This window comes from Agrobacterium vitis (assembly GCF_014926405.1).
In the GTDB taxonomy this organism is placed as follows: Bacteria; Pseudomonadota; Alphaproteobacteria; order Rhizobiales; family Rhizobiaceae; genus Allorhizobium; species Allorhizobium vitis_H.
In genome coordinates this window covers 240,799-263,419 of sequence record NZ_JACXXJ020000005.1, presented here as the reverse complement: position 1 = coordinate 263,419, position 22,621 = coordinate 240,799, and the positions used below count along the sequence as shown (strand labels likewise).

Sequence of the window (22,621 nt, the reverse complement as noted above, 5' to 3'; positions counted from 1 at the left end):
ATCCGCAAACAAACACTGATAGCATCGTGCTGATTCCGATTTTCTGCACGATGCTCTATACCCTTAAGCCAATTCCAACTCTTGTAATTTGGCCATGTCTCGATTGTCAGACGCGCAAAAGGCCTGCCGATCCTGCTTGGATGACCGCATCACTTCTCGCATGAAGCCCGATAACGCCAGATTTTTGCGGGTATGAAGTGCCTTCATAGCAATTTCGACATCAGAAAGCGGATCGAGGCGCGTACCCGCAACCTCGACCAGGCTTTGCAGGCCACCCATGGCAACTTGACTTTCAGCAAGGGCTGTCACGCCAAGACCTGCGGCAGCGGCAGCACGCAAATGGCCGTAGCTTTGCCCTTCATAGGCAATTCTGAAAGGGACGCCTGCTGATTCCAGCCGTTGAATGATGTGGTGACGATAGACGCATCCCTCATGAAACAGCACGAGAGGTAGGGGCTCACGCGGACGCAAGCGAAAGCCCGCTCCCGCCGCCCACAGCAACGGCTCGCACCGTAACGTCTTGTGAGCGTTGCGCACGTCCGCCTGCCCCAGCCTCATGACCAATGTCTTGACAATGGCAACATCGAGTTCGCGGTGCTCGAACCGCTTCTCAAGCCTTGTGGAAAAATCGGAAATCACCGTCACGTCGCATTCCGGATGCAGCGCCTTGAACCGGCCAATCAATTCGAGCAACCAGTTCATGTCAATGTCATCCATTACACCGACCCTGATCGTTCCTTTCAGACCCGGACGCTCCAGACACATCCAGGCATCCTCAAGAGTTGCCAGAATTTTAATGGCAAAAGGCAGCAGCTTTTCGCCCGCTTCCGTCGGTCCTTCGAAATGCCCGCGGCATCGATGAAACAGCTTTTCGCCCAGAATATCTTCCGCGGCGCGAATCTGACGGGTAACGGCGGTCTGCGTCCGTGACTGGTCTTTCGCCGCATTGGTGAAACTGCCGTGCTCGCAAACCGAGACAAATGCCCTGATCTGATCAAGCGTCAATAACCGCAGACTTTGCTTCATAATGCCTCGCACGCATTTTCTACCAGGATAATTCATTTTGAATTAGATGCAACAAATAATAGAAATTCAGAGCGACACAAAATAACGCAAGACTTTGAAATAATACAATATTTTGCCTTAATGTCAAAGGCGAAGAACAGGTAGATAGCCAGATAATTATGCCCGCTTCTAGTTTTCCCATTGCCCTTTTCAGATCGAGCAAAATTCATGTTACAGGTCGTTGTTCCCGTTTTTCTTGTCGTTCTGGTTGGTTATGGTTTCGGACGGAAGCATCAGTTTGCCGCCGAAGCCGAAAAGCTGATCAATGAATATGTTCTGTATATCGCGCTGCCGGCCTTGCTGTTTCTCGCGGTGGCGCGGGCCAACCCGGCGGATCTCGCGCAGTGGCCATTCATGGCAGCAACTTTGGCCGGAATTGCTGCGGCCTACCTTGCCGGTCTGTTTCTAGCCAAAGCGAAAGGAACACTGGCACCGCAATCCTCGATTGTCGGCATGGCCGCCTGTTATGGGACAACGGGGTATATGGGCATTCCCATCCTGATTGCCGCCTTCGGCCCCAAGGCTGCTGTTCCTGCCGCCATTGCAACAATATTGCATAACATTCCAGCGATTATGACCGTGATCATCACCCATGATCTCACCGGCCAAAAACAGTCCAGCCCCTTGGCAAGCGTGGGACGCGCTCTGTTGACGACCTTGAAAAATCCGCTGACGATAGCGGTTTTGGCCGGAGCGTTTTTTTGCCTGCTGCGAATTCCGTTGCCGGCCATCCTCACCTCCTTCGCCGGGTTTCTGGCAGCGGCGGCCGGACCGACAGCGCTTTTTGCCCTTGGTCTCGGCCTTGCTCGAATTCCGTTTTCAGCAGCACGGCTCTCCGCCATGGCCGGTTGGATTGTACCGGTCGTCCTGATAAAGATCCTGATACAGCCGCTGGTAACGCTCTTTATAATCGCTGTTGCCTTCAAGGCGGATATCAATATCTGGTATGCAACGGCTGTTGTGATGGCAGCACAGCCCATTGGCGCTGGAGCCTATGTTTTTGGCAGTAAATACGGCTATTTCAGTGAAGAAACATCGCTGGCGATTATCGTGTCACTGCTGATAACGGTCTTGACCCTGACGCTCGTTTTGCAGACCTTTGCCACATCCATGCCAGCCTAAAAACCGATGCCCACGTTTAGGTCCAATGCTATAGAGCCCCTCTTTACCCTCTACGGGGGCCTGAACAGCATCTTCCTCTTGGAAAAACTGCGACGGGACATGCGGGAAACCAGCAAAGCCTTTACGTACAGATACGAAAAAACCCGCGGTTACGCGGGTTTTTTATGTAGCCCTGTCCGACGAGAAAGGCTCGATATATTTACCTTACCGCGCCAAAGCGACCCGGATCGATGGCCTGGGCGCCGGGGGTAAAGCCGGTCTGCGATGCCTCAACCGGTGCGGTGATGGCCTGGGTTACGACACGCCCGCCACGGCCAGCCTTGGCTGGCGGCTCGATGCGGTTCTTGTTCATCGCCCATTGCGAAATCATCGTGCGGGTCAACTCGGTCCCGCCGGTCAGGCCACGGCTGGCAGCATCCGCTTCACTGGGTCCCGGGCGTCCGCCCTTGACGGGAAGCGAAGCTTCACTCGCATGGCTTGCCGATTTGGGCTGGTCAAAGACATCGCCAAACTGGCCCGCACTCGGCTTGGTACGAGAGGGCTGCGCAAGCGAAGCCACCTGTTGCTGCTGTGCCTTAGCTTGAGCTGGCGGCTGGGTCACGCCCTGAGCCGGAAGTGGTCCCTGGGTGAGAACGGCGACGGCTTTCGGCTGCACCACCGGGGCGGGGGCAGGCTGAGGTCTTTCAGCGGGAGCCACAGGCCGAACTTCGGCAACAGCTGGAGCAACAGACGGCGCTGGCCGGTCACGCGGGATCACCACAGTCTTCAGCGGCGCGCCATCCTGGCTCTGTTGCAGTGCCTCGGCAGCAGCCGGAGACAGCATGGCTTCTTCTACAGTGGACGGCTCGTCGCTCACCTGTGGACGCTGTTGCGGCAGGGTGGCCGCCATGGCATCGGCAAGCGCCGGACGGCCAGCTGGCACCGGAATATGCTGGGCAATGGGGTTGCTATCATCAGGCGATCCAAGCGACGCGGTCATGACAGGCTCTGCATCACCCTTCATGCCACGTGGCCCAAGCAGGGTCGGCACCGGAACCTTGTAGGCGGCCAGATCTTCATAGCCGCTTGACGGCGCGCCAGCGTCACCCGACGTATTGCCGGCAACTTTCTGCAGGGCATCCTCGGCAGCATTGCGCCCGCCAGGAGAGTAAAGCGCCACAGCCAGACTATCGTCACCCTGGCGCAGGGAAGGACGCGATTGCGGAACGGGAGCCGCGATATCAGGCGCCGCAGAGGCCACGGCCACAGGCATCGGACTGGTTGGCGTTGGATTGGTCAGCTCGGCAGGCCTTGGCGTGGCGGCAGGAGCCGATGCCCGCACCGGTGCGGCTGGGGCTGCATCTTCGTCGCCCTCGTCCTCATCACCGCTGCCAAACAGCATGGCCATCAGGTTTCGCGGCCTGCCGCGTGGCGAGGATTTATTATCCGCCATCAATATTTGTTCAGACCCCAGCCGTTTCTTATATTCCTCCATCGCCACCTGATAGCCGGGAAGCGGCTTGCCATCGGCGGGAATATGCAGGGTCTTACCATCGGGGAACATGCGCACCAGTTCGCTGCGCGGAACGCGCGGCCAGGAGCGGACGCCCGCCACATCCATATGCACGAAAGGCGAACCGGAATTGGGATAATAGCCCACGCCGCCCGCCTGGAATTTCATGCCGATATCGCGCAGGCTTTTCAGCGGCACGCCCGGGATGAAGAAATCCATCGCGGTGCCATTCATATGCTGGCTTTCCTTGGCGACGCCGGAAGAGCGCGAACGCAGCATGGCATTGGTGGCTGGCGAACGATAACCGGAAACGACATAGATATAACCGCTGGCACCCGCCTTTTGATAGACCGACCAGACGAGGTCAAACAGGCGCGGGTCCATTTTGGTCGCTTCGTTGCGTCGCCAGTCGCGCACAATATTGTTGAGCTGCTGCAAGCCTTTGGGATCGTAGCGGCCATTGCGCTTGAAGGTGATTTCCTGCTTCTCGCCGGTATGGACGAAAAGGATTTTCAGTGAACGCGTTTCAGCGGCAGCCGAACCGGTCGTGGCATAGAGTGCGGAAAAGGCGATCGTCATCAGGACCAGAGCTGTCAGAACCAGCTTGGATATGTTCGCCCAAATCATGGCCGTGCGGTCAAGCCGCCCTGGCCCTGAGGGCGATACAAATGCACCAGATATCCGCAAAATCCGTCCCCGTCAGAAAAGTCACATCGCTCGCTTATCACATGACTGTGAAATACGGTATCCACATGGCAATTTTGCCACATCATTCAAATTGATTCTTATATGGTGAACCAATTCATAACAACCCATTGACAACCAGTAATCAATCATCCTTACCCGGGGGTTAACAACTATCGATCCGTCTAGCTTTTGTGCGTAACGGCTGAAATACTCAGCCAGCCAGACTTTGAGCAAAACCGGCGTCCTTATAGCCCAAAATGACAACGCCGCCCACCCTGTAAGGTGCGCGGCGTGTTCAAATCTTCAGCCGGGCGCTGAAACAAACCCGGATATCACCTTTTTCAGGCGGCGTGCTTCTGCGGATTATCCGGGTCGATCCCGTAATCCTTCAGTTTGCGATAGAGTGTTGAGCGACCGATTCCAAGCTTGCGTGCCACCTGGCTCATCTGACCCCGGTAGAATTTCAGCGCGAAACGAATCAGTTCTTCCTCGATCTCAGCCAATTGCCGAACATTGCCGCTCTCGTCGATGCTGACGATGACATTGTCCAACGCCACCGGACGCGGGTCCTCGGCGCGGGGGGCAGGTAGCCGGTCGATAAAGGCCAGTTCCGGCCGGTCTGCACCACGCGGCGCCGCCTGTTCCGGCTGGCTTTCGGCCGTGCCAGGCAGACCCGACCAGAACTTGTCCTGCGCCAAACCGCCTGGGATCTGTGCCAGGATCTGCGGGAAATCGCTTTCCGTCAGATCCGTACCTTCGGCAAGAATCACCGCCCGGTAAATAGCGTTTTCCAGCTGGCGAATATTGCCGGGCCAATCGAAGGCCGTCAGCAATGCAAGTGCGCCAGCCCCCAGAGACAGGGTCCGGGTCAGACGCTGCTCTGCCGAGAACCGTTCGGTAAAGGCGCGCGCCAGGAAGGGAATGTCCTCCTTGCGGCGGCGCAGAGCCGGAATGGTGATGGGGAAAACGTTGAGGCGGTAATAAAGGTCCTCGCGGAACCGGCCAGCCTTGACCTCTTCGATCAGATCCTTGTTGGTCGCCGAGATCAGCCGCACATTGACCTTCTGGGTCTGGCGGGCGCCGATAACCTCGATTTCGCCTTCTTGCACGGCCCGCAGCAGCTTCACCTGGGTGTCGAGCGGCAATTCGCCGATCTCGTCGAGGAACAGCGTGCCGCCGTCAGCCTCGGCGAACTTGCCGATATGGCGTTCCGTGGCACCGGGGAAAGATCCCTTTTCATGGCCGAACAGAATGCTTTCCACCATATTGGCGGGAATGGCAGCGCAATTGACCGTGACAAAAGGCCGCGACGCACGGTCGCTGCCCGACTGGATAGCCCGGGCGACCATTTCCTTGCCAACGCCCGATTCGCCTTCCAGCACGACAGGGATATTCGACTGGGCCGCACGGCGCGACAGGTCGATGACCCGGGTCATGGCCGGACTTGCCGAAATGATATCGGAGAAATGCACCGCACCGGTGCGTGACCGGCGTGCCGGGCGCGTCTTGGCGTCGCGCTGGTCGACGCGCAACGCATTGCCAATGGCCGATGCGATCCGCTCCGGCGAGACCGGCTTGACAACGAAATCGAAGGCGCCAGCCCGCATGGCCTGCACCACGGTATCGATGCCGCCCTGACCGGTCTGCACGATGACAGGCACCTCCGCCTCCTGACCGCCGATGGCGACCAGGAAATCGAGGCCGGATACGCCCGGCATCATCAAATCGAGCAGGATGACGGAAATCTCCGCCTTGTGCTGACGGAAATAGGCAAGGCCTGCCTCTCCGTCCTCGGCCAGATGGGCAACATGCCCCTGGCTTTCCACAGCGGCCTTCAACAACCGGCGTTGAACCGGATCGTCATCGACAACGAGAATATGAGCGGTCAATTTTAGCTCCCCGAGTCCTTATGGCGTCTGGCGCCGGTTGAAACATTGGACCATGTCCATAAGCGGCAGGATCAAAAACAAGATCCTCTTTCAAGTTCGGTCTTCTACAAACCCGGCCCCTTGCGGACCCGGCCACAAACCCTGGAAAAGCTGCGCATTCCAGGTTCCCTCCGCAAGCAAAGGCTGTAACCGTCGTCCTTGTCCCGCAAAATGCCATGGAGTTTTGAAAAACAGGTTCCAACATTTGCTAGGATTTTATCTATAGCCCGCCAAACTGTCCGCTTCGATACAATGCCTTAAAAAAAAGACTGCAAAAAGCCTGGGAATCCCGACCTTCGACACAGTCCAATTCCTCCGTGCCGCGATTTTGTCAAATATCGGCACAGACGTCTTTTTCATAAAATGCCAGATCGACGGGTAGAATGGCAAGCGCTGAAATGCACAGACATCTGCCATATGCTGTTGTCGGGTGCCTTTGCCATGCTATGACTGGGGATATCTCATGCCAAACACATCGGACCGGCGCCTGTTCCATTTTGGTAACGGCGCGGCCCGAAAGACCTCAAGGGTGCCATCATGCCTTTCAGCCCCGTTAACCAGACCCGCCTTCCGGCAGCCGAATCCGCCAGCGTACCAGCGCACGGCCAAGGCCTCGGCACGCTGCCCGAATGGCAGCTCACCCATCTTTATCCGGCCCCCTCCTCGGATCTCTTCAAGGCCGACCTCGCCAAGGCCAGCGAAATGAGCCTTGCCTTCGAGACCAAATGGAAGGGGCGGCTGGAAGATGCCGCCACCAAGGACGCGGATCAGGGCTTGGGTGCCGCGCTGAAGGAATTCGAAGAACTCGAAGACCTGCTCGGCAAGATCGGCTCCTATGCCGGTCTCTATTATTATAGTGAGATGACCAAGCCGGAAAACGGCAAATTCTTCGGCGATGTACAGGCCAGATTGACGGAGCTTGCCGCCCATCTGCTGTTTTTCACGCTGGAGCTGAATCGGCTGGACGATGCGGTGATCGATGCCGCCATTGGCCGCGATCCGGCCACCGCCCATTACAAGCCCTGGCTGATCGATCTCAGGCAAGACAAGCCCTACCAGTTGGATGACAAGCTCGAGCAATTGTTCCTGGAAAAATCCCAGACCGGTTCGGCGGCCTTCAACCGGTTGTTCGACGAGACCCTGGCCAGCCTGCGCTTTGAGATAGACGGCGAGCAGCTGACGCTGGAGCCGGTTCTGACCATGTTGCAGGAGGCCGATCCGGCTCTGCGCGAAAAGGCGGCCATGGCGCTGTCGAAGACCTTCAAGGACAATATCCGGATTTTCGTGCTGGTCACCAATACCTTGGCCAAGGACAAGGAAATTTCCGATCGCTGGCGCGGCTTTGCCGACATTGCCGATAGCCGCCACCTGTCCAACCGGGTGGAGCGTCCGGTGGTCGATGCGCTGGCGGCTGCGGTGCGCAATGCCTATCCGCGCCTGTCGCACCGCTATTACAAGATGAAAGCCAAGTGGCTGGGCATGGAGCAGATGAATTTCTGGGACCGCAACGCCCCCCTGCCCGACAGCATCGACCGGATCATTCCCTGGGACGAAGCCCGCCAGACCGTGCTGTCAGCCTATGGCGGCTTTGCGCCTGACATGGCTGAGATTGCCGGTCGCTTTTTTGATGGCGGCTGGATCGATGCGCCCGCCCGCCCCGGCAAGGCGCCCGGCGCCTTTGCCCATCCGACCGTGCCGTCTGCCCATCCCTATGTCTTGGTCAATTACCTCGGCAAGCCGCGCGACGTGATGACGCTGGCCCATGAGCTGGGCCACGGCGTGCATCAGGTTCTCGCAGGCGAACAGGGCGCGCTGATGTGCCAGACGCCGCTGACGCTGGCCGAGACCGCCTCGGTATTCGGCGAAATGCTGACCTTCCGGGCGCTTCTGGAAAAGGCCAGCGATGCGCGTGAGCGCAAGGCCATGCTGGCCCAAAAGGTCGAGGACATGATCAACACGGTCGTGCGCCAGATCGCTTTCTACGAATTCGAGCGCAAGCTGCACACCGCCCGCAAGGAGGGCGAGTTGACGGCGGAAAAGATTGGCGAATTGTGGCTATCGGTGCAGGAAGAGAGCCTTGGACCGGCCATCAAAGTGTCCGAGGGTTATGAGACCTGGTGGGCCTATATTCCCCATTTCATCCATTCGCCCTTCTATGTCTATGCCTATGCCTTTGGCGATTGCCTGGTCAATTCGCTCTATGCCGTCTACCAGAACGCTGAACAGGGCTTCCAGCAGAAATATTTCGACCTGTTGAAGGCGGGCGGCAGCAAGCACCATTCCGAGCTTCTCGCGCCATTCGGTCTGGATGCCACCGATCCGTCCTTCTGGGCCAAGGGCCTGTCGATGATCGAAGGGTTGATCGACGAGCTGGAAGCGCTTGACGCCAAAGCCTGAACGGACAGATCGAGCCACGATGGCGCAATCCGAACCGTTTCAACCGTCGATCCTGTTTCGGAATGACAAAAGCGGTGAAACGCTGGTGTTTACCGATCCGGTGGACATCGTCGTCGCCCGGCGGGGCGGCGACGTGCTGCCGGCGCTTGCCCAGCTGGAACGCGCCCGCCAAGAGGGCTACTGGCTGGCGGGGGCGCTGGCTTATGAAGCGGGCTTTGTGTTTGAAGACAAGCTGAGGCCACTGATCCCTGATGGGCGAGACATGCCGCTCCTCCAGTTTGGCATTTTCAACGCGCCAGCTGACCCTGCTCATCCCCTGGGACACCCGCATCACCCCGAAAGCAACACCCACCTGCTGGAAAACCCGGTTGCAGCCTGGGATTTCGAGACTTATCGGCAGCAGTTTGACACCCTGCATCAGCATCTCAGGCAGGGCGATTGCTACCAGGCCAACCTGACCATGCCCATCGAGGCGGCCTATCGGGGCAGCCCTCGCGACGTCTTCTGGTCGCTGATCGCCCGTCAGCCAGTCTCTTACGGTGCGCTGGTGCAGCTCGGCGGTCCGGCCATCGTCTCCCGCTCACCGGAACTGTTCTTCAAGGTGGATGGCGAAGGGTTTATCGAGACCCATCCGATGAAGGGCACGGCGGCTCGCGGTTCTGATGATGCCGAGGACGAGGCGATCAAGGCGGCAATGCTGACGGACGAAAAGACCCAGGCCGAAAACCGGATGATCGTCGATCTGCTGCGTAACGACATCTCCCGGATCATCGAACCTGACAGCCTGACCGTGCCAAAACTGTTCGACATCGAGACCTATCCGACGCTGCACCAGCTGGTCAGCCATGTGCGCGGCAGGCTTTTGCCTGGAATGGGCCTTGGCGATATTCTCGAAGCGCTGTTTCCCTGTGGCTCGATTACCGGCGCGCCGAAGTTGGCCGCCATGCAGATCCTGCACCGGCTGGAGGCGGGGCCGCGCGATATCTATTGCGGTGCCATCGGCTTTTGCGATCCGGCAGGCCCCATGCGGTTCTCCGTTGCCATCCGCACCCTGACTTTATTTGATCAACCGGCCATTTCAGACCATTTCCCTGAGCAACAGGGGCTTTTCAAAAGCCGCCGGGCGGTTTTCAATGTCGGTGGCGGGATTGTTTTTGATTCGAAGCCCGAACAGGAATATCAGGAATGTCTGCTCAAGGCGCGCTTTGCGGTAGGTGATCAATGGATTTCACGCTGATTGAAACGCTCCGCTGGGAGCCAGGACAGGGCTTCATCAGGCTCGACCAGCATTTGCGGCGCCTGTCGCGCTCCGCCGATGCGCTGGGTTTTCGCCAGCCGATCAAGCCCGAAGCGGCATTAAAAGAAGTGGTACATGGCGACACCCCGCTCCGGGTGCGCCTTGCCATGAATTTTCGTGGCAAGCTGGAAGCTGCGGCAGTTCCCTTCGAATCCGTCGGCGAAAACACCATCTGGCGTCTTCGCATCGCGCAAAAGACCCGGCTGAATTCAGAGGATACGCTCTATCGCCACAAGACGTCGCGGCGCGATCCCTATGACGCCGCCCGCGCCGAATTTTCCACCGAAGAAGCAGACGAAGTCCTGCTACTGAACGAGCGTGGTGAAATCTGCGAGGGGACATTCACCAATGTCTTCGTGCAGGGGTTGGATGGCATGCTGACCACCCCGCCGCTGACCAGCGGTCTCATTCCTGGCATCCTGCGCGCCGAGCTGATCCGGGACCGCAAGGCTCGCGCCAATCTGCTGAAACCGGAAAGCCTGAATGGACGGGCGATCTTCGTCGGAAACAGCCTGCGCGGCCTGATCCGCGCCGAACTGGTGGAAGAACAGCACAGGGCTGTCGCTTAATTTTCATAAACTGAAAAAACAATAACAACAACAGGATCGACCGTTTGATTGACGGATGGTCTTGGTGGCTTTTACGATTTTAGTTTTATAATATAAAATTAAAATGAAAACTCTACATTAAAAATAAATTTTTAGTTATTGCAAATATCATGAATATAAATTCTCAAATTGTCATATTAAGAGAATTGGTAGATAAAATTACGTATTGATTATTTTAAATAGGTAAATCAATATGAAAAACAATATTTATTATAGAAAAATAGGAAAATTAATATTTACTATATTAGTTTCAATATTTATTTTTGCGAATAGTGAGACCAATTCCTTTGCGCATATAAAGTGGTTTCAATCTTTTAATATCCAAGAGCAACCTGTATTACCGGGTCAGTTTATGGCGACACCAACCTGGTTGCTTGGCCTCGCCCTGAGCCTGCCTGCGCTCTGGGCCTGCGTAGCGATTGACGCGGCAGGAAAAAACGCCCGGCTTAGCCGGGTCCTTTCCTTGATCCGGCGACCCTTTGGCTTCAAGGCCGACGACCTAGTCCGTCTCACCATTGCATTTTGGTTATCCTGGCTCTGGATGCTCCCGGAGCCGATCTGGTTGACACCGGAACTCAAAGCCCCGGATGCGAGCATTCAGTGGGTGCAACTCGGATTGGCCGCGCTTTGCCTCTCCCGTCGGGGGGCCGGCCTGACCGGACTTGGCCTGATTGGTTTATGGGTCGGCGCGGCCCGCCAATACGGAACCTATCATCTGCTGGATTACCCTCTCTTCCTGGGATTTGCCATCTGCCTGATCGCCATCAGCCTCGACAGGCTCCGGGTCCGGGTTCTCGCCAGCGTCACCGCCCACCGGATCGGCCTTCTCGGCGCAACGATGTCCTGGACGCTGATGTGGGCGTCCATGGAAAAATGGGCTTTCGCAGACTGGTCGCTGACGCTGCTCTGCGCGCGGCCCTATTTGACGATGGGGTTGACGCCAGAAGTCTTTCTCAGCCTCTCCGGCTGGTTTGAATTTGGCGCCGCCGCTATGCTGCTGCTGGGGGGGCCCGTTGCCAGCCGGCTATCGGCCTTTGCACTGCTGATGATCTTCGGCTCCGCCGTGCTGGAATTCGGCCGGGTGGATCTGGTTGGACATTTTCCAATCATCGCGGTTCTGGCCATCACCATCTGGAAAGGCAATGGCCAGGTCGGCGCCGCGGTCAATTTCACCCGGAAATCCGCCCTGAAACGTGCAGTGCTTCTGCCCATCAGCTACATCGCCGCCCTGTTCGTCACTGGCATCGCCTATATCGGCGGCTGGAATTTCGCTTATGGCGACGGTACCACGCGGGGTCTCGCCAGCGAATATGACGCGGCCAGTTTGCTATTGCTGTGGCTGGCAGCCGCCATGATTCTTATCTTGACCCTGATCGCTGCCATAGTGCTAGGCAGGCGGGAGCGAAAGCGCGCGGCGGCGGGTACCTGATCGAACAGCTTCGGGCAGCTACCTGTGCCCGAAGGCAATCTCTTGAAACGCCGTCTTTATTCTGTCGTTGAATTATGCTCTAGGGAAGAGAAGGAACCCGGTCAGAGCAAAGCCGTGTTCGCAAATCATGCGCCTATGGCAAACGGCCTTCCAAGGAGAAAATGAATGACCACCCAGACCTATCCGGTTTACGGCGAGATCACCGGTCCGATCGTGATGATCGGCTTCGGTTCGATCGGCCGGGGCACCCTGCCGCTGATCGAACGCCATTTCAAGTTCGACAAGAGCCGGATGGTGGTCATCGACCCCCGCAATGACGAGGCCGAATTGATGGCCAAGCATGGCATCAAGCATATCCAGGCGCATGTCACCAAGGAGAACTACAAGGACCTGCTGAAGCCGCTGCTGACAGAAGGCGAAGGCCAGGGCTTCTGCGTCAACCTGTCGGTCGATACCGGCTCGCTCGACCTGATGAAGCTGTGCCGCAAGCTGGACGTGCTCTATATCGATACGGTGGTCGAGCCTTGGTTGGGCTTCTATTTCGACAAGAACATGAAGAACTCTGAGCGCACCAACTACGCGCTGCGCGAGACCGTGCGCCAAGAAAAGAACAAGAACCCCGGCGGCACCACAGCCGTTTCCACCTGTGGCGCCAATCCGGGCATGGTCTCCTGGTTCGTCAAGCAGGCGCTGGTGAATATCGCCAATGAAATCGGCCTGAAATTCGAAGAGCCCTCGGTCGGTGACCGCGAAGGCTGGGCCAAGCTGATGAAGAAGGTCGGTGTCAAGGGCATTCACATTGCCGAGCGCGACACGCAGCTGGCCAAGACCCCGAAGCCGCTCAACGTGTTCTGGAACACCTGGTCGGTCGAAGGCTTTATTTCGGAAGGCTTGCAGCCAGCCGAACTCGGCTGGGGCACCCATGAAAACTGGATGCCGAAGAATGCCAAGAAGCACAAGAAGGGCTGCAAGGCAGCGATCTATCTGGAGCAGCCGGGCGCCAATACCCGCGTGCGCACCTGGTGCCCGACGCCCGGCCCGCAATACGGCTTCCTCGTCACCCACAACGAATCGATCTCGATTGCCGATTACTTCACGGTCGAGAAGGATGGCGAGGTCGCCTATCGCCCGACTTGCCATTACGCCTATCATCCGGCCAATGACGCGGTTCTGTCGCTGCATGAAATGTTCGGCAATGGCGGCACGGCCCAGCCGGTCCTGCATGTTCTCGACGAAAACGAGCTGGTCGATGGCATCGACGAGTTGGGCGTGCTGCTCTACGGCCATGAAAAGAACGCCTACTGGTATGGTTCGCGCCTGTCGCTGGAAGAAACCCGCCGCATCGCCCCCTACCAGAATGCCACCGGTCTCCAGGTAACGTCCGCAGTGCTGGCCGGCATGGTCTGGGCCATCGAGAACCCGAAGGCTGGGATCGTCGAGGCCGACGAAGTCGATTACAAGCGCTGCCTGGAAGTGCAGTCGCCCTATCTCGGCCCGGTCGAAGGCCATTACACCGACTGGACCCCGCTCGACGGCCGTCCCGGCCTGTTCCCGGAAGACCTCGACACCAAGGATGCCTGGCAGTTCAAGAATATCCTGGTGCGCTAAACGCTGCAGAACGGCGGATGGCAATATCCGTCTGCCGATCTGAAACAATGGCCTGAAATAACGGCGCCGCGCATCGAAAAGCAGCGCGGCGCTGAGAACAACATGGCATGCTTTTCATGTCCCTGTGGAACAACAACGCCATGATTGTGTTCAAGTGGCCGGGAAGAGGTTGGAAGCCTTGCTTTCAACCGATCTTCGCGGCATGGTCGCCAGCATGGAACCTGATCGGCCCTCGTGGTATTTCAGGAAATCGGTTGTCACCAACCGGGAATATGAAGAGCAAGAGACCTCTCCGGCCGAGGCGACCGGGCAGAGGCCAGAGACATAGGCGGCCATAATGTCCTGCCGGATGGAGACTGTCATGAAGGTCAAAAGCATCGCAATTTTGCTCGTCGCGGCCTTTGCCGTGTCCTCCTGCGTGGGCACGCCGCCGCCACGCCAGGTCGCGTATAATGCGCCGCAGCCACAGGGCGTTGATGGCGCCTGGGTCGATCCGAACGGCATCGTTTCCACCTTCCAGGGCGGCACGTTTGCCACCCGCTCCAGCGATACCAATGCGCTTCTGGCCTCCGGCACCTATACCAATACCTCGCCGACGCTGGTGGAGATCAACATGACCTCGCTGGTGCGCAAGACCCAGTCGCGGGTCAATTGCGCGCTGGTTTCGCCAGAACAGTTGAACTGCACCACGGATGCCGGCTCGAATTTCTCGCTGCGCCGCAAGATCTAACGCGTCAACTCATCCACGCTTGGCAAAGCCGGTCCAGGGGGCCGGCTTTTTGCTGTTCTGGCTTATTTTCGCTTGCGATAAACCAAGCACGATGGAAACATGCAACCTTCCGCAAAAGCCCGATAAGAACGTCATAAAAGAGGGGTAACCAAAGCGGGTGTTCCATGAAATCAGGAGTTACGGATGTTAAAAAGATTTAAATTTGGCCTGTTGAGCGCCTCGGTGCTCATCCTGTCGTCGGGGGCGGCCTTTGCCGATTTCGAACTGAACATCCTGCATATCAACGATTTTCACTCACGGATCGAGTCGATCAATAAATATGATTCGACGTGCTCCGCGGATGAGGAAAGCAAGAACCAATGCTTTGGCGGTGCGGCCCGTTTGAAGACGGCGTTCGACCAGACCCGCGCGGCATTGGCTGGCAAGAATGTCCTGTCGCTGAATGCCGGTGACAATTTCCAAGGCTCGCTGTTTTACACCACCTACAAAGGCACAGCCGAACTGGATGTGATGAACATCCTGAAGTTCGACGCCATGACACTTGGCAATCACGAATTCGACGACGGTGAGACAGCCATCGGTCCCTTCCTCGACAAGGTGCAGTTTCCGGTCGTGGTCGCCAATCTGGAAGCCAATGCCGAATCGAAGCTGAAGGACAAGTTCAAGCCCTCCACAATCCTGGAAATCGGCGGCCAGAAGATCGGCATCGTCGGCGCCGTTACCCCGGAAACCGTGGAACTGGCATCGCCGGGTCCGAATGTGAAATTCACCGACGATGTCGTTGCCATCACCGAAGAAGTGAAGAAACTGAAGGCCGAAGGCGTCAACAAGATCATCGCCCTCACCCATGTCGGCTATCACCGCGACATGGAAATCGCCAAGATCCCTGACGTCGATGTGGTGGTCGGCGGCCATTCCCACACATTGCTGTCTAACAGTGATCCGAAGGCCGAAGGCCCCTACCCGACGCTGGTCGACAATCCCGGCGGCTACAAGGTGCCTGTCGTCACCGCTGCCTCCTACAGCAAATATCTCGGTGATCTGACTGTTGTTTTCGACGATAACGGCGTGGTGAAAAGTGCCAAGGGCGATCCGATCCTGATCGATTCGAAATTCAAGCCTGATGAAGCAATGACCGCCAAGGTCAAGGAACTGGCCGGTCCTATCCAGGAATTGCGCCAGAAGGAAATCGGCGAAAGTGCCGGCCCGATCGACGGCGCCTCCACCACCTGCCGCGCCAAGGAATGCCCCATGGGCAATCTGGTGGCCGAGGCAATGCTGGATCATGCCCGCAGCCAGGGCATCAGCATCGCCATCCAGAACGGCGGCGGCCTGCGCGCCTCGATCGGCGGCGGCAAGGTGACGATGGGCTCGGTCATCACCGTCCTGCCCTTCCAGAACACGCTTGCCACCTTCCAGCTCAAGGGCTCCGACGTGATTGCAGCGCTTGAAAACGGCGTGAGCCAGATAGATGATGGCGCTGGCCGGTTCGCACAGGTCGCCGGTCTGAAATACAGCTTCGACCGTTCCAAGCCTGTCGGCAGCCGGATCGTCGACGTTCAGGTCAAGGACGGCGACGGCTTCGTGCCGCTCGATACCAGCAAGCTCTATGGTGTCGTCACCAATAATTACATGCGCTCTGGCGGCGACGGCTACAAGATCTTCGCGACAGCAGGACAGAACGCCTATGATTACGGTCCGGATCTCGCCGATGTGACAGCCGACTTCCTGGCTAAGAATTCGCCCTACAAGCCGTTTACCGATGGCCGCGTCAGCGAAGTTACGCCAGCTGGCTATGTCGCGCCAGCGGCCCAGCCGAAGACCGCGACCGCTGCCCAAGCCACGGCCCCAGGTCCTGCTCCTGCTCCAACGGCGCCTGCCGCACCTGCTCCGGCAACCCCTGCCCCCGCCGCTCCGGCGCCGGTAACCCCGGCCGTCTCCGCACCGCCTGCCGCCGCTCAGCCGACCCAATATACCGTGGTTAAGGGCGACAACCTGTGGAAAATCGCTGAGGCCACCTATGGCAATGGCGAGGATTGGAAGAAGATTTCCGCCGCCAACAAGCTGCGCCATCCCGACCATATCGAGATCGGTGACGTTCTGACCGTGCCGGCAAAGTAACTTTCAGTTGCGGGAAGTCCAAACCTCCCACATGCGACAAAAGGTCCGGCCCGGAGCAATCCGGGCCGTTTTTCATTCTGGACAGTGATCTCTTCTCAGTCCAAAAGCGTAACAGCAGCATCGAATTCTTGACCAGGGTAGTCCAAATATGAGCGCGATCGTCAACCATCTTCCTTCCGAACATCCAAAGGTCAATTTCGGCAAGGTCGGCGTGCTGCTCGTCAATCTCGGCACGCCTGATGGCACCGATTACACCTCGATGCGCCGTTATCTGAGGGAATTCCTCAGCGACAAGCGGGTTATCGAATGGTCGCGGCTGTTCTGGTATCCTATCCTCTATGGCATCGTTCTGAACACTCGCCCCGGCAAAGTCGGCAAGGCCTATGCTGAGATCTGGAACAATGACCTGAACGAGAGCTATCTGCGGACCTATACCCGCAACCAGGCCGAGAAAATGGCCGCGTCGCTCACCGACCTGCCAAATGTCGTGGTGGATTGGGCAATGCGCTATGGCCAACCATCGATCAAATCGCGCATGGACGCGCTGCAAAAGGCTGGCTGCGAAAAAATTCTGCTGTTTCCGCTCTATCCACAATATGCCGCCGCCACCACCGCCACGGTCAATGACGAGGCCTTCAAGGCACTGCTCAAGATGCGCTGGCAACCGGCACTGCGCACCGTGCCGCAATATAGCGACGATCCGGTCTATATTGATGCACTGGCCAATTCCATCGAAGCCCATCTCGCCAGCCTCGACTGGGAACCGGAACTGGTGCTGACCTCGTTCCACGGCATTCCGAAGTCCTATTTCATGAAGGGCGATCCCTACCATTGCCAATGCTACAAGACCGGACGCCTGCTGCGTGAGCGGTTGGGCTGGCCGAAGGAAAAGCTGATGGTCACCTTCCAGTCCCGCTTCGGGCCTGAGGAATGGCTACAGCCCTATACTGACAAGACCGTGGAAAAACTTGCCAAGGATGGCATTAAGCGTATTGCCGTGATCAATCCCGGCTTCGTCTCCGATTGTCTGGAAACGCTGGAGGAAATTGCCGGTGAAGCGGGCGAAATCTTCCACCACAATGGCGGTGAGAAATTCAGCCATATCCCCTGCCTGAACGACAGCCCGGACGGCATGCGCGTGCTGGAAAATGTCGTGCGCCGGGAGTTGCAGGGCTGGGTCTGAGATCCGCCAATAGATCGGCCGGAACGGTAGGAACCGGCGTTCGAGAACCAATAAGGGAAACTCTAGCATTGAGCCGAAAACCGGCTTCCCCTTTCCGGCTCAATGCTTGATTACACGTTACTTGGTGGCACAGAACGTCGATTTGGTTTGTGGTGGAGATGCCGTATCATCGATGGCGCAGAACGGAATGGACCATACGAAATCCACAGCCAAAGCGATCCGCGTCAGATCTGAGGTGCCATCCGCCAGCATAGGAAGCGCAGGCGGATTGCCCGGAACCCAGAACCAGGACGGCTCGATCGGTCCAATTGGCGCATTTCCGACATTACTCGTTAATGGCTGACTGGCGGAAATCAAATCGAAACCGGCAAATGACGTCATCTTACCATTCGAATCAGCACCGGCACGGCCATGACAGGTTATACAGGAAGAATAGGCGACAAAGCCTTTTTCCGTGACCGAATTGCCGAGGCGCACGGTCAGGCCGGTCGCGGTTGTCGTATCCGTCTGGCTGCCCTTCAAGCAATAGTTAAGGTAAGCCGGATCGATATCCGCGCCTGCAAACAACGCTTTCAATGCTGGCGTCTTGGTGCAGGCAGGATATGGCGTTGTGGATTCAACCTGTGATAACGGTGGCTGGACGGATGGCACAGCCCCGAAACTGTCCGTGCAACCGATGACATCACACCGTCCGGGATTGTCCTGATGCTCGAAGGTAGCCCAGGTCCAGTTTGGAACCTGCTTGGAAATCAGATGCATGGCGACCAGAGCATAGTCTTTTCCGCCCGCAGTATTGACATGGTAGAGCTTCTTGGCATCCGCAGCCGTTCCGCTGAAACCATTGAATGCTTTCAGCCCATCGACCGCGACCCAGTTGGCCTTCACTTCGATCGCATCTGTCGGAAAAGAAATAATACTATCTGATTTACTGAACGCAGCTTTAAGGCCGGAGACCTTATAAAGATTGTTGTTGACGATATAATCGAATGACGCATGGTTGCGGCGCACTTCTTCAATTGGCGTGCCAGGTTGGTCGTTGTTTCCGCCAGGCACCAGCAGTGCTTTTATCGGCGCTCCATGCGAGAGACGACTGAGAGCCCTGGGTACCAAACTCTTCGGTGATCCACCCTGTGGCCAAACTGGCTTGGGAGTGAAGGTGTCCGCGTCACTCGCCCAGGTTTCAAAGAGCGCATTATTGCTGCCCTCAGTCTTTGCCTTGGCGTTGACAGACAAAAACAATGTCCAAGAATTTTCATCTGGCGCCGTCATCGCCGGATCGGCAACAGTTTGCGCCAAACCAGAACAGGCAAACGACATCGCTGCTATTAAAGATGTGATGAGAATCACAAGATATTTTTTCATCGAGATCTCCTTTCCAAAAATGAGAAAACAACACCTATGGGTGCAATATAAATTACATCCATTTATAATGGTATTCTCATCCAAGCCGAATCTGCAAGGACAATTCAAGGCTGTGCCACCCTCTGGAACAGCGAAAGTCAGATTGATTTCCAAAGCAATAATTAATTGTTCCCCCCTACATTGGACCTATCGAAGGAGATTGCCGCGGCTCAGCGGAGGGGGAATCTATGCGTATCAATGCGAAAATATATCTACTTGTTTTCATTCTCGGCTTTGCCGCATCCCTGATCGGGGCGATCGGGATTTTCGTGACATTGCGATATGACAACAAGACCGCACAGGTTCTCAATCTATCCGAGCGCGCCTTCCAGGGTGAGCGACTCAACCGCCTGATCACCTCGGTGGTGATGGAATCACGGGGTATCTATGCGGCGAAATCGAAGGAAGATGCCGACAAGTTCGGCAAGGGGCTGACAAAAAGTCTCGATGATATGGATGCCACGCTTCAAACCTGGCGGAAAATGATACCGGAAACCCAGGTGCAAGCCTTCCAATCCATGGTTGCCAAGGCAGCGGAATTCCGGACATTCCGCACGGAAACAGTCCGTTTGGGCACCGAAGTCGGTCCGCAGGCCGCCAATGAGCAGGGCAATAACGAGGCCAACCGCGCCAACCGCAAAGCCTTCCAGACCGAGGTGGATGCCGTTGTCAGCGCCGACAAGAAAGAACTCCAGGCGGTCACGGCATCGGTCGCCAGCTTCCAGACAGCCATGATGATCCTGATCGTCTCGGTGACGGTCATCTCGATCCTGATCGGCGTCGGCCTCGGGATCTATATCGGTGTCAAGCAATTGAGCCGCCCGATCGTTCAGCTCACCGCAGCTATCAAGCGTGTCGCCAATGGCGATTTCGAAACCGACGTGCCGGGCGCCACCCGCAAGGATGAAATCGGCGACATGGCCTTGGCGGTCGAAACCTTCAAGCGCAACGGCCAGGACGTCGCCCGCATGAATGCCCAGGAAGCGGCCCTGCGGGCAAAAAGCGATGACCTGCAATCCAGCATGTCCGTTGTCGTCGCAGCCGCCGCCGATGGCGATTTCAGCAAGCGGATCGGCACCCATTATGCCGACGCAAATCTTGATCGTTTTGCTAACAATATCAATGAGCTGATCGCAAGCGTCGAGCGCGGAGTGACGGAAACCCGACGGGTCATCGCCAATCTCGCAAGCGGCGATCTGAGCCAGGAAATGCAAGGCCAGTTCAGAGGTGCCTTCGGCGAATTGCAGGCCAATGTCAACACCACCTTTGAGCGCCTGCGCGACACGATTTCCAGTATCCGCCACAAGACGGACGCCATCAGCGGCAGCACCGGCCAATTGAGCAATGCCACCAACGAATTGTCGATGCGCACCGAAAAGCAAGCCGCGGCTCTGGAGGAAACTTCGGCAGCGCTCGACGAGATCACAGTCGTGGTGCGCGGCTCTTCGGAACGTGCCCAGGAAGCCAGCCGGATCGTGACGGAAGCCACGGAAAATGCCGCCCAGTCCGCCGTCGTGGTGCGCGAAGCCGTGGACGCCATGGGCCGGATCGAAAACGCTTCCAAGGAAATTTCCACCATCATCAACGTGATCGACGAGATTTCCTTCCAGACCAATCTTCTGGCCCTGAATGCCGGTGTGGAAGCCGCCCGCGCGGGTGAGGCCGGCAAGGGTTTTGCGGTGGTTGCCCAGGAAGTGCGCGAACTGGCGCAACGCTCCGCCAATGCGGCCAAGGACATCAAGGCGCTGATCACCAAATCCGGCCACGAGGTCGAAGGCGGGGTCAAGCTGGTGCAAAAGACCGGCGAGGCGCTGGCAAAGATCGAAAGCCGCGTGCTGACGATCAACGATCATATCCATTCCATCGCCAATGCGGCCAAGGAACAGGCAACCGGCCTGCATGAGATCAACGCCGCCATCAACCAGATGGATCAGGTGACCCAGCAGAATGCCGCCATGGTCGAGGAAACCTCAGCCTCCACCCATTCACTCTCCGACGAGGCGCAGAGCCTGGTCGGCCTGCTCAGCCATTTCAAGATTTCCGGGCAGCAAGGCCAGGTTACGCCTGTGCCTCGACGCAGCGCACCGCAGCCGGTCTCCGCAAACCTAACCGCCCGCAGCCCGGCTCCGTCTCCGGCCCGCGAACGGGTCAAGGCCGTCGCCAAGGCCTTTGGCGGCGGTGCAGCTGCCGCTCAATCCCGCGATCAGTGGGAGGAGTTTTAAGCCAATGGCGCAGCGCCTGTGCTATCGATAGACTAATTGTTTGATTTGACTATGGTTTAAGGAAAAAATGAGAGGTTGCCGGTCACAGAGAAGCAATCTTGTCCGTAAGCGCCACCCAACCACCAGGCTCCATGATCAAAGCTCCGACATCATAGGACCCAAGCAGGGCCAATACCGACCGTCTTGAACAGATCTCACTGAACAACTCAGTCGCAGGCCCTGCATCCCGGTAGAAATAGAAATTGTTCCTGGCCTCTGTGACCACAGTCTTCAACTCAGAGGACGGCAAGCGAGACGCCGGAGGTGAATGTTCTTCCAAGGCCTGCCTTGCCTGGGAAAGCCCCATGCCGGTCAGCCGTGGTGGCTTGTCGGCCTTGCGCAATTCTTCATTGGCGGCCTTCAGGTTCATGCCGGTCAACCGCGGCGGACGGGAACGGGCGAGATAATCGTCTCGAAGCAGAAAATCATCCGGGTTCAAACGGCGTGTCCGGCAATAGGCAGAGAATTGCTCCTGATAGGCCCGCCAATGAATTTCGAGGGCAAGCCGAGCGCATGACTTAGCATGGAACGCCTTGTCAAAAGTCTTGAAAGCCGAAGTGGTGCCGTTAATACCGGCATTCACGGATGCGGTAGCGATTTCGCCCAGAACAGGCACCGAGCCCGTCACCAGTTTCGTACCCTCTATGCCGGATTTGTGAATCTTCCGCTTGATGACTTCGGCAATAATATCCGACAACGGCACGCCATCAGCTTGCCCCTGATTTGCGGCGTCCACCCTGCTTGCCAGTATTTTCAGCTTTGTCAGGTGACTGGCAGTCGATGCCGTACTGTTGACCTGCTTGGCAACGGAAAGGGCATTGATTGGCAAGGCGCCCATCGATGCTGCAACCGACACCGAACCGGCGATTGAAACAGCATTGCTGCCGATTTCCTTGTACCGTCGGCGCTGCATATATTTCAGCGTCGCAGGGCTTTCACTGGTCAGGTCCCCGCTGCTGTGACCACGTGCCACGAAAAACGGATTCGGCGGCACAGAAATTCCGGCATTGCCCCGCGCCTTGTATCCGTTTCGGCCAGCTTCGGCGACACTTTGTCCCAAGGCTGCATAGCCGGTGCTATTTCCGCCATTGGCTGTCCCGAAAGCCACATCCAGGCATGCCGCCGCAACATCCGTAACGGACAGTGGTGCATCTTTCTTGTCGTATTTGCCTTTTGCATCGGCGGTTGCCGATACCCTGCCAGTATCCTTGAACTTCAACGATTTTGCAGCAAATGCGCTTTTCAGACTTCCAAGCATCGCCAATCCTCCGACATCTTGCACGGAAGCAGAA

General features: G+C 57.3%; 15 protein-coding genes. 10 read left to right on the top strand and 5 right to left on the bottom strand.

Translation table 11 applies throughout. The annotated features are described in order from the left end of the window. Nucleotides 1–63: 63 nt before the first annotated feature. Nucleotides 64–1,026: a LysR substrate-binding domain-containing protein gene (locus tag IEI95_RS12255; protein WP_194416486.1), complete on the bottom strand. Its 963-nt coding sequence runs from the start codon at nt 1,024–1,026 to the stop codon at nt 64–66. A 207-nt stretch (nt 1,027–1,233) separates the two neighbouring features. Here IEI95_RS12255 and IEI95_RS12250 point away from each other — a divergent pair, with 207 nt between their 5' ends. Continuing rightward, nucleotides 1,234–2,187 (top strand): AEC family transporter, encoded by a 954-nt coding sequence (locus tag IEI95_RS12250; protein ID WP_194416485.1) that lies wholly within the window; start codon nt 1,234–1,236, stop codon nt 2,185–2,187. Nucleotides 2,188–2,386: 199 nt separating this feature from the next. Here the strand turns inward: IEI95_RS12250 and IEI95_RS12245 are convergent, their stop codons facing one another. Together IEI95_RS12245 and IEI95_RS12240 are read right to left on the bottom strand one after the other, a co-directional pair. Beyond that, a complete protein-coding gene (locus IEI95_RS12245; RefSeq protein ID WP_156533801.1) occupies nt 2,387–4,306 on the bottom strand; it encodes a peptidoglycan L,D-endopeptidase MepK in 1,920 nt (639 codons plus the stop codon). A gap of 401 nt (nt 4,307–4,707) precedes the next feature. Then, on the bottom strand, nt 4,708–6,255 hold the full coding sequence (locus IEI95_RS12240; RefSeq protein WP_156537083.1) for a sigma-54-dependent transcriptional regulator: 1,548 nt from the start codon (nt 6,253–6,255) through the stop codon (nt 4,708–4,710). A 576-nt stretch (nt 6,256–6,831) separates the two neighbouring features. On the opposite strand from IEI95_RS12240, the gene IEI95_RS12235 reads away from it, so the two are divergent. The 8 genes from IEI95_RS12235 to hemH all read left to right on the top strand — a co-directional run bounded on the left by IEI95_RS12235 (nt 6,832) and on the right by hemH (nt 17,667). Continuing rightward, entirely contained in the window at nt 6,832–8,691 is a 1,860-nt protein-coding gene (locus tag IEI95_RS12235) for a M3 family oligoendopeptidase (RefSeq protein WP_156537084.1), read from the top strand. A gap of 19 nt (nt 8,692–8,710) precedes the next feature. After that, complete coding sequence (locus tag IEI95_RS12230; RefSeq protein WP_156533795.1) at nt 8,711–9,928, top strand: aminodeoxychorismate synthase component I; 1,218 nt, start codon at nt 8,711–8,713, stop codon at nt 9,926–9,928. Further along, a complete protein-coding gene (locus IEI95_RS12225) occupies nt 9,913–10,557 on the top strand; it encodes an aminotransferase class IV family protein (protein WP_156533793.1) in 645 nt (214 codons plus the stop codon). The genes IEI95_RS12230 and IEI95_RS12225 overlap by 16 nt, the downstream gene beginning before the upstream one ends. Before the next feature lie 391 nt (nt 10,558–10,948). Next, nucleotides 10,949–12,025: a hypothetical protein gene (locus tag IEI95_RS12220; protein WP_156533791.1), complete on the top strand. Its 1,077-nt coding sequence runs from the start codon at nt 10,949–10,951 to the stop codon at nt 12,023–12,025. A gap of 165 nt (nt 12,026–12,190) precedes the next feature. Beyond that, entirely contained in the window at nt 12,191–13,633 is a 1,443-nt protein-coding gene (locus IEI95_RS12215) for a homospermidine synthase (protein WP_156533789.1), read from the top strand. A 361-nt stretch (nt 13,634–13,994) separates the two neighbouring features. After that, nucleotides 13,995–14,363 (top strand): outer membrane lipoprotein Omp10, encoded by a 369-nt coding sequence (gene omp10, locus IEI95_RS12210; RefSeq protein WP_041697066.1) that lies wholly within the window; start codon nt 13,995–13,997, stop codon nt 14,361–14,363. 183 nt (nt 14,364–14,546) lie between these two features. Continuing rightward, entirely contained in the window at nt 14,547–16,484 is a 1,938-nt protein-coding gene (locus tag IEI95_RS12205) for a 5'-nucleotidase C-terminal domain-containing protein (RefSeq protein WP_194416484.1), read from the top strand. A 148-nt stretch (nt 16,485–16,632) separates the two neighbouring features. Next, complete coding sequence (hemH, locus tag IEI95_RS12200; protein ID WP_156533785.1) at nt 16,633–17,667, top strand: ferrochelatase; 1,035 nt, start codon at nt 16,633–16,635, stop codon at nt 17,665–17,667. 117 nt (nt 17,668–17,784) lie between these two features. On the opposite strand, the gene IEI95_RS12195 is transcribed toward hemH, so the two are convergent. Further along, nucleotides 17,785–19,029: a hypothetical protein gene (locus IEI95_RS12195; protein WP_156533783.1), complete on the bottom strand. Its 1,245-nt coding sequence runs from the start codon at nt 19,027–19,029 to the stop codon at nt 17,785–17,787. Between the two features lie 227 nt (nt 19,030–19,256). On the opposite strand from IEI95_RS12195, the gene IEI95_RS12190 reads away from it, so the two are divergent. Then, a complete protein-coding gene (locus IEI95_RS12190) occupies nt 19,257–21,290 on the top strand; it encodes a methyl-accepting chemotaxis protein (RefSeq protein ID WP_156533780.1) in 2,034 nt (677 codons plus the stop codon). Nucleotides 21,291–21,372: 82 nt separating this feature from the next. On the opposite strand, the gene IEI95_RS12185 is transcribed toward IEI95_RS12190, so the two are convergent. Next, a complete protein-coding gene (locus tag IEI95_RS12185; RefSeq protein WP_156537086.1) occupies nt 21,373–22,587 on the bottom strand; it encodes a hypothetical protein in 1,215 nt (404 codons plus the stop codon). Nucleotides 22,588–22,621 lie beyond the last annotated feature (34 nt).

Coding starts and splice junctions, on each gene's coding strand:
- IEI95_RS12205 (WP_194416484.1), top strand. CDS start 14,547: ATGTTAAAAAGATTTAAATTTGGCCTGTTGAGCGCCTCGGTGCTCATC.
- IEI95_RS12220 (WP_156533791.1), top strand. CDS start 10,949: ATGGCGACACCAACCTGGTTGCTTGGCCTCGCCCTGAGCCTGCCTGCG.
- IEI95_RS12230 (WP_156533795.1), top strand. CDS start 8,711: ATGGCGCAATCCGAACCGTTTCAACCGTCGATCCTGTTTCGGAATGAC.
- IEI95_RS12185 (WP_156537086.1), bottom strand. CDS start 22,587: ATGCTTGGAAGTCTGAAAAGCGCATTTGCTGCAAAATCGTTGAAGTTC.
- IEI95_RS12255 (WP_194416486.1), bottom strand. CDS start 1,026: ATGAAGCAAAGTCTGCGGTTATTGACGCTTGATCAGATCAGGGCATTT.
- IEI95_RS12190 (WP_156533780.1), top strand. CDS start 19,257: ATGCGTATCAATGCGAAAATATATCTACTTGTTTTCATTCTCGGCTTT.
- IEI95_RS12225 (WP_156533793.1), top strand. CDS start 9,913: ATGGATTTCACGCTGATTGAAACGCTCCGCTGGGAGCCAGGACAGGGC.
- omp10 (WP_041697066.1), top strand. CDS start 13,995: ATGAAGGTCAAAAGCATCGCAATTTTGCTCGTCGCGGCCTTTGCCGTG.
- IEI95_RS12195 (WP_156533783.1), bottom strand. CDS start 19,029: ATGAAAAAATATCTTGTGATTCTCATCACATCTTTAATAGCAGCGATG.
- hemH (WP_156533785.1), top strand. CDS start 16,633: ATGAGCGCGATCGTCAACCATCTTCCTTCCGAACATCCAAAGGTCAAT.
- IEI95_RS12245 (WP_156533801.1), bottom strand. CDS start 4,306: ATGATTTGGGCGAACATATCCAAGCTGGTTCTGACAGCTCTGGTCCTG.
- IEI95_RS12235 (WP_156537084.1), top strand. CDS start 6,832: ATGCCTTTCAGCCCCGTTAACCAGACCCGCCTTCCGGCAGCCGAATCC.
- IEI95_RS12215 (WP_156533789.1), top strand. CDS start 12,191: ATGACCACCCAGACCTATCCGGTTTACGGCGAGATCACCGGTCCGATC.
- IEI95_RS12250 (WP_194416485.1), top strand. CDS start 1,234: ATGTTACAGGTCGTTGTTCCCGTTTTTCTTGTCGTTCTGGTTGGTTAT.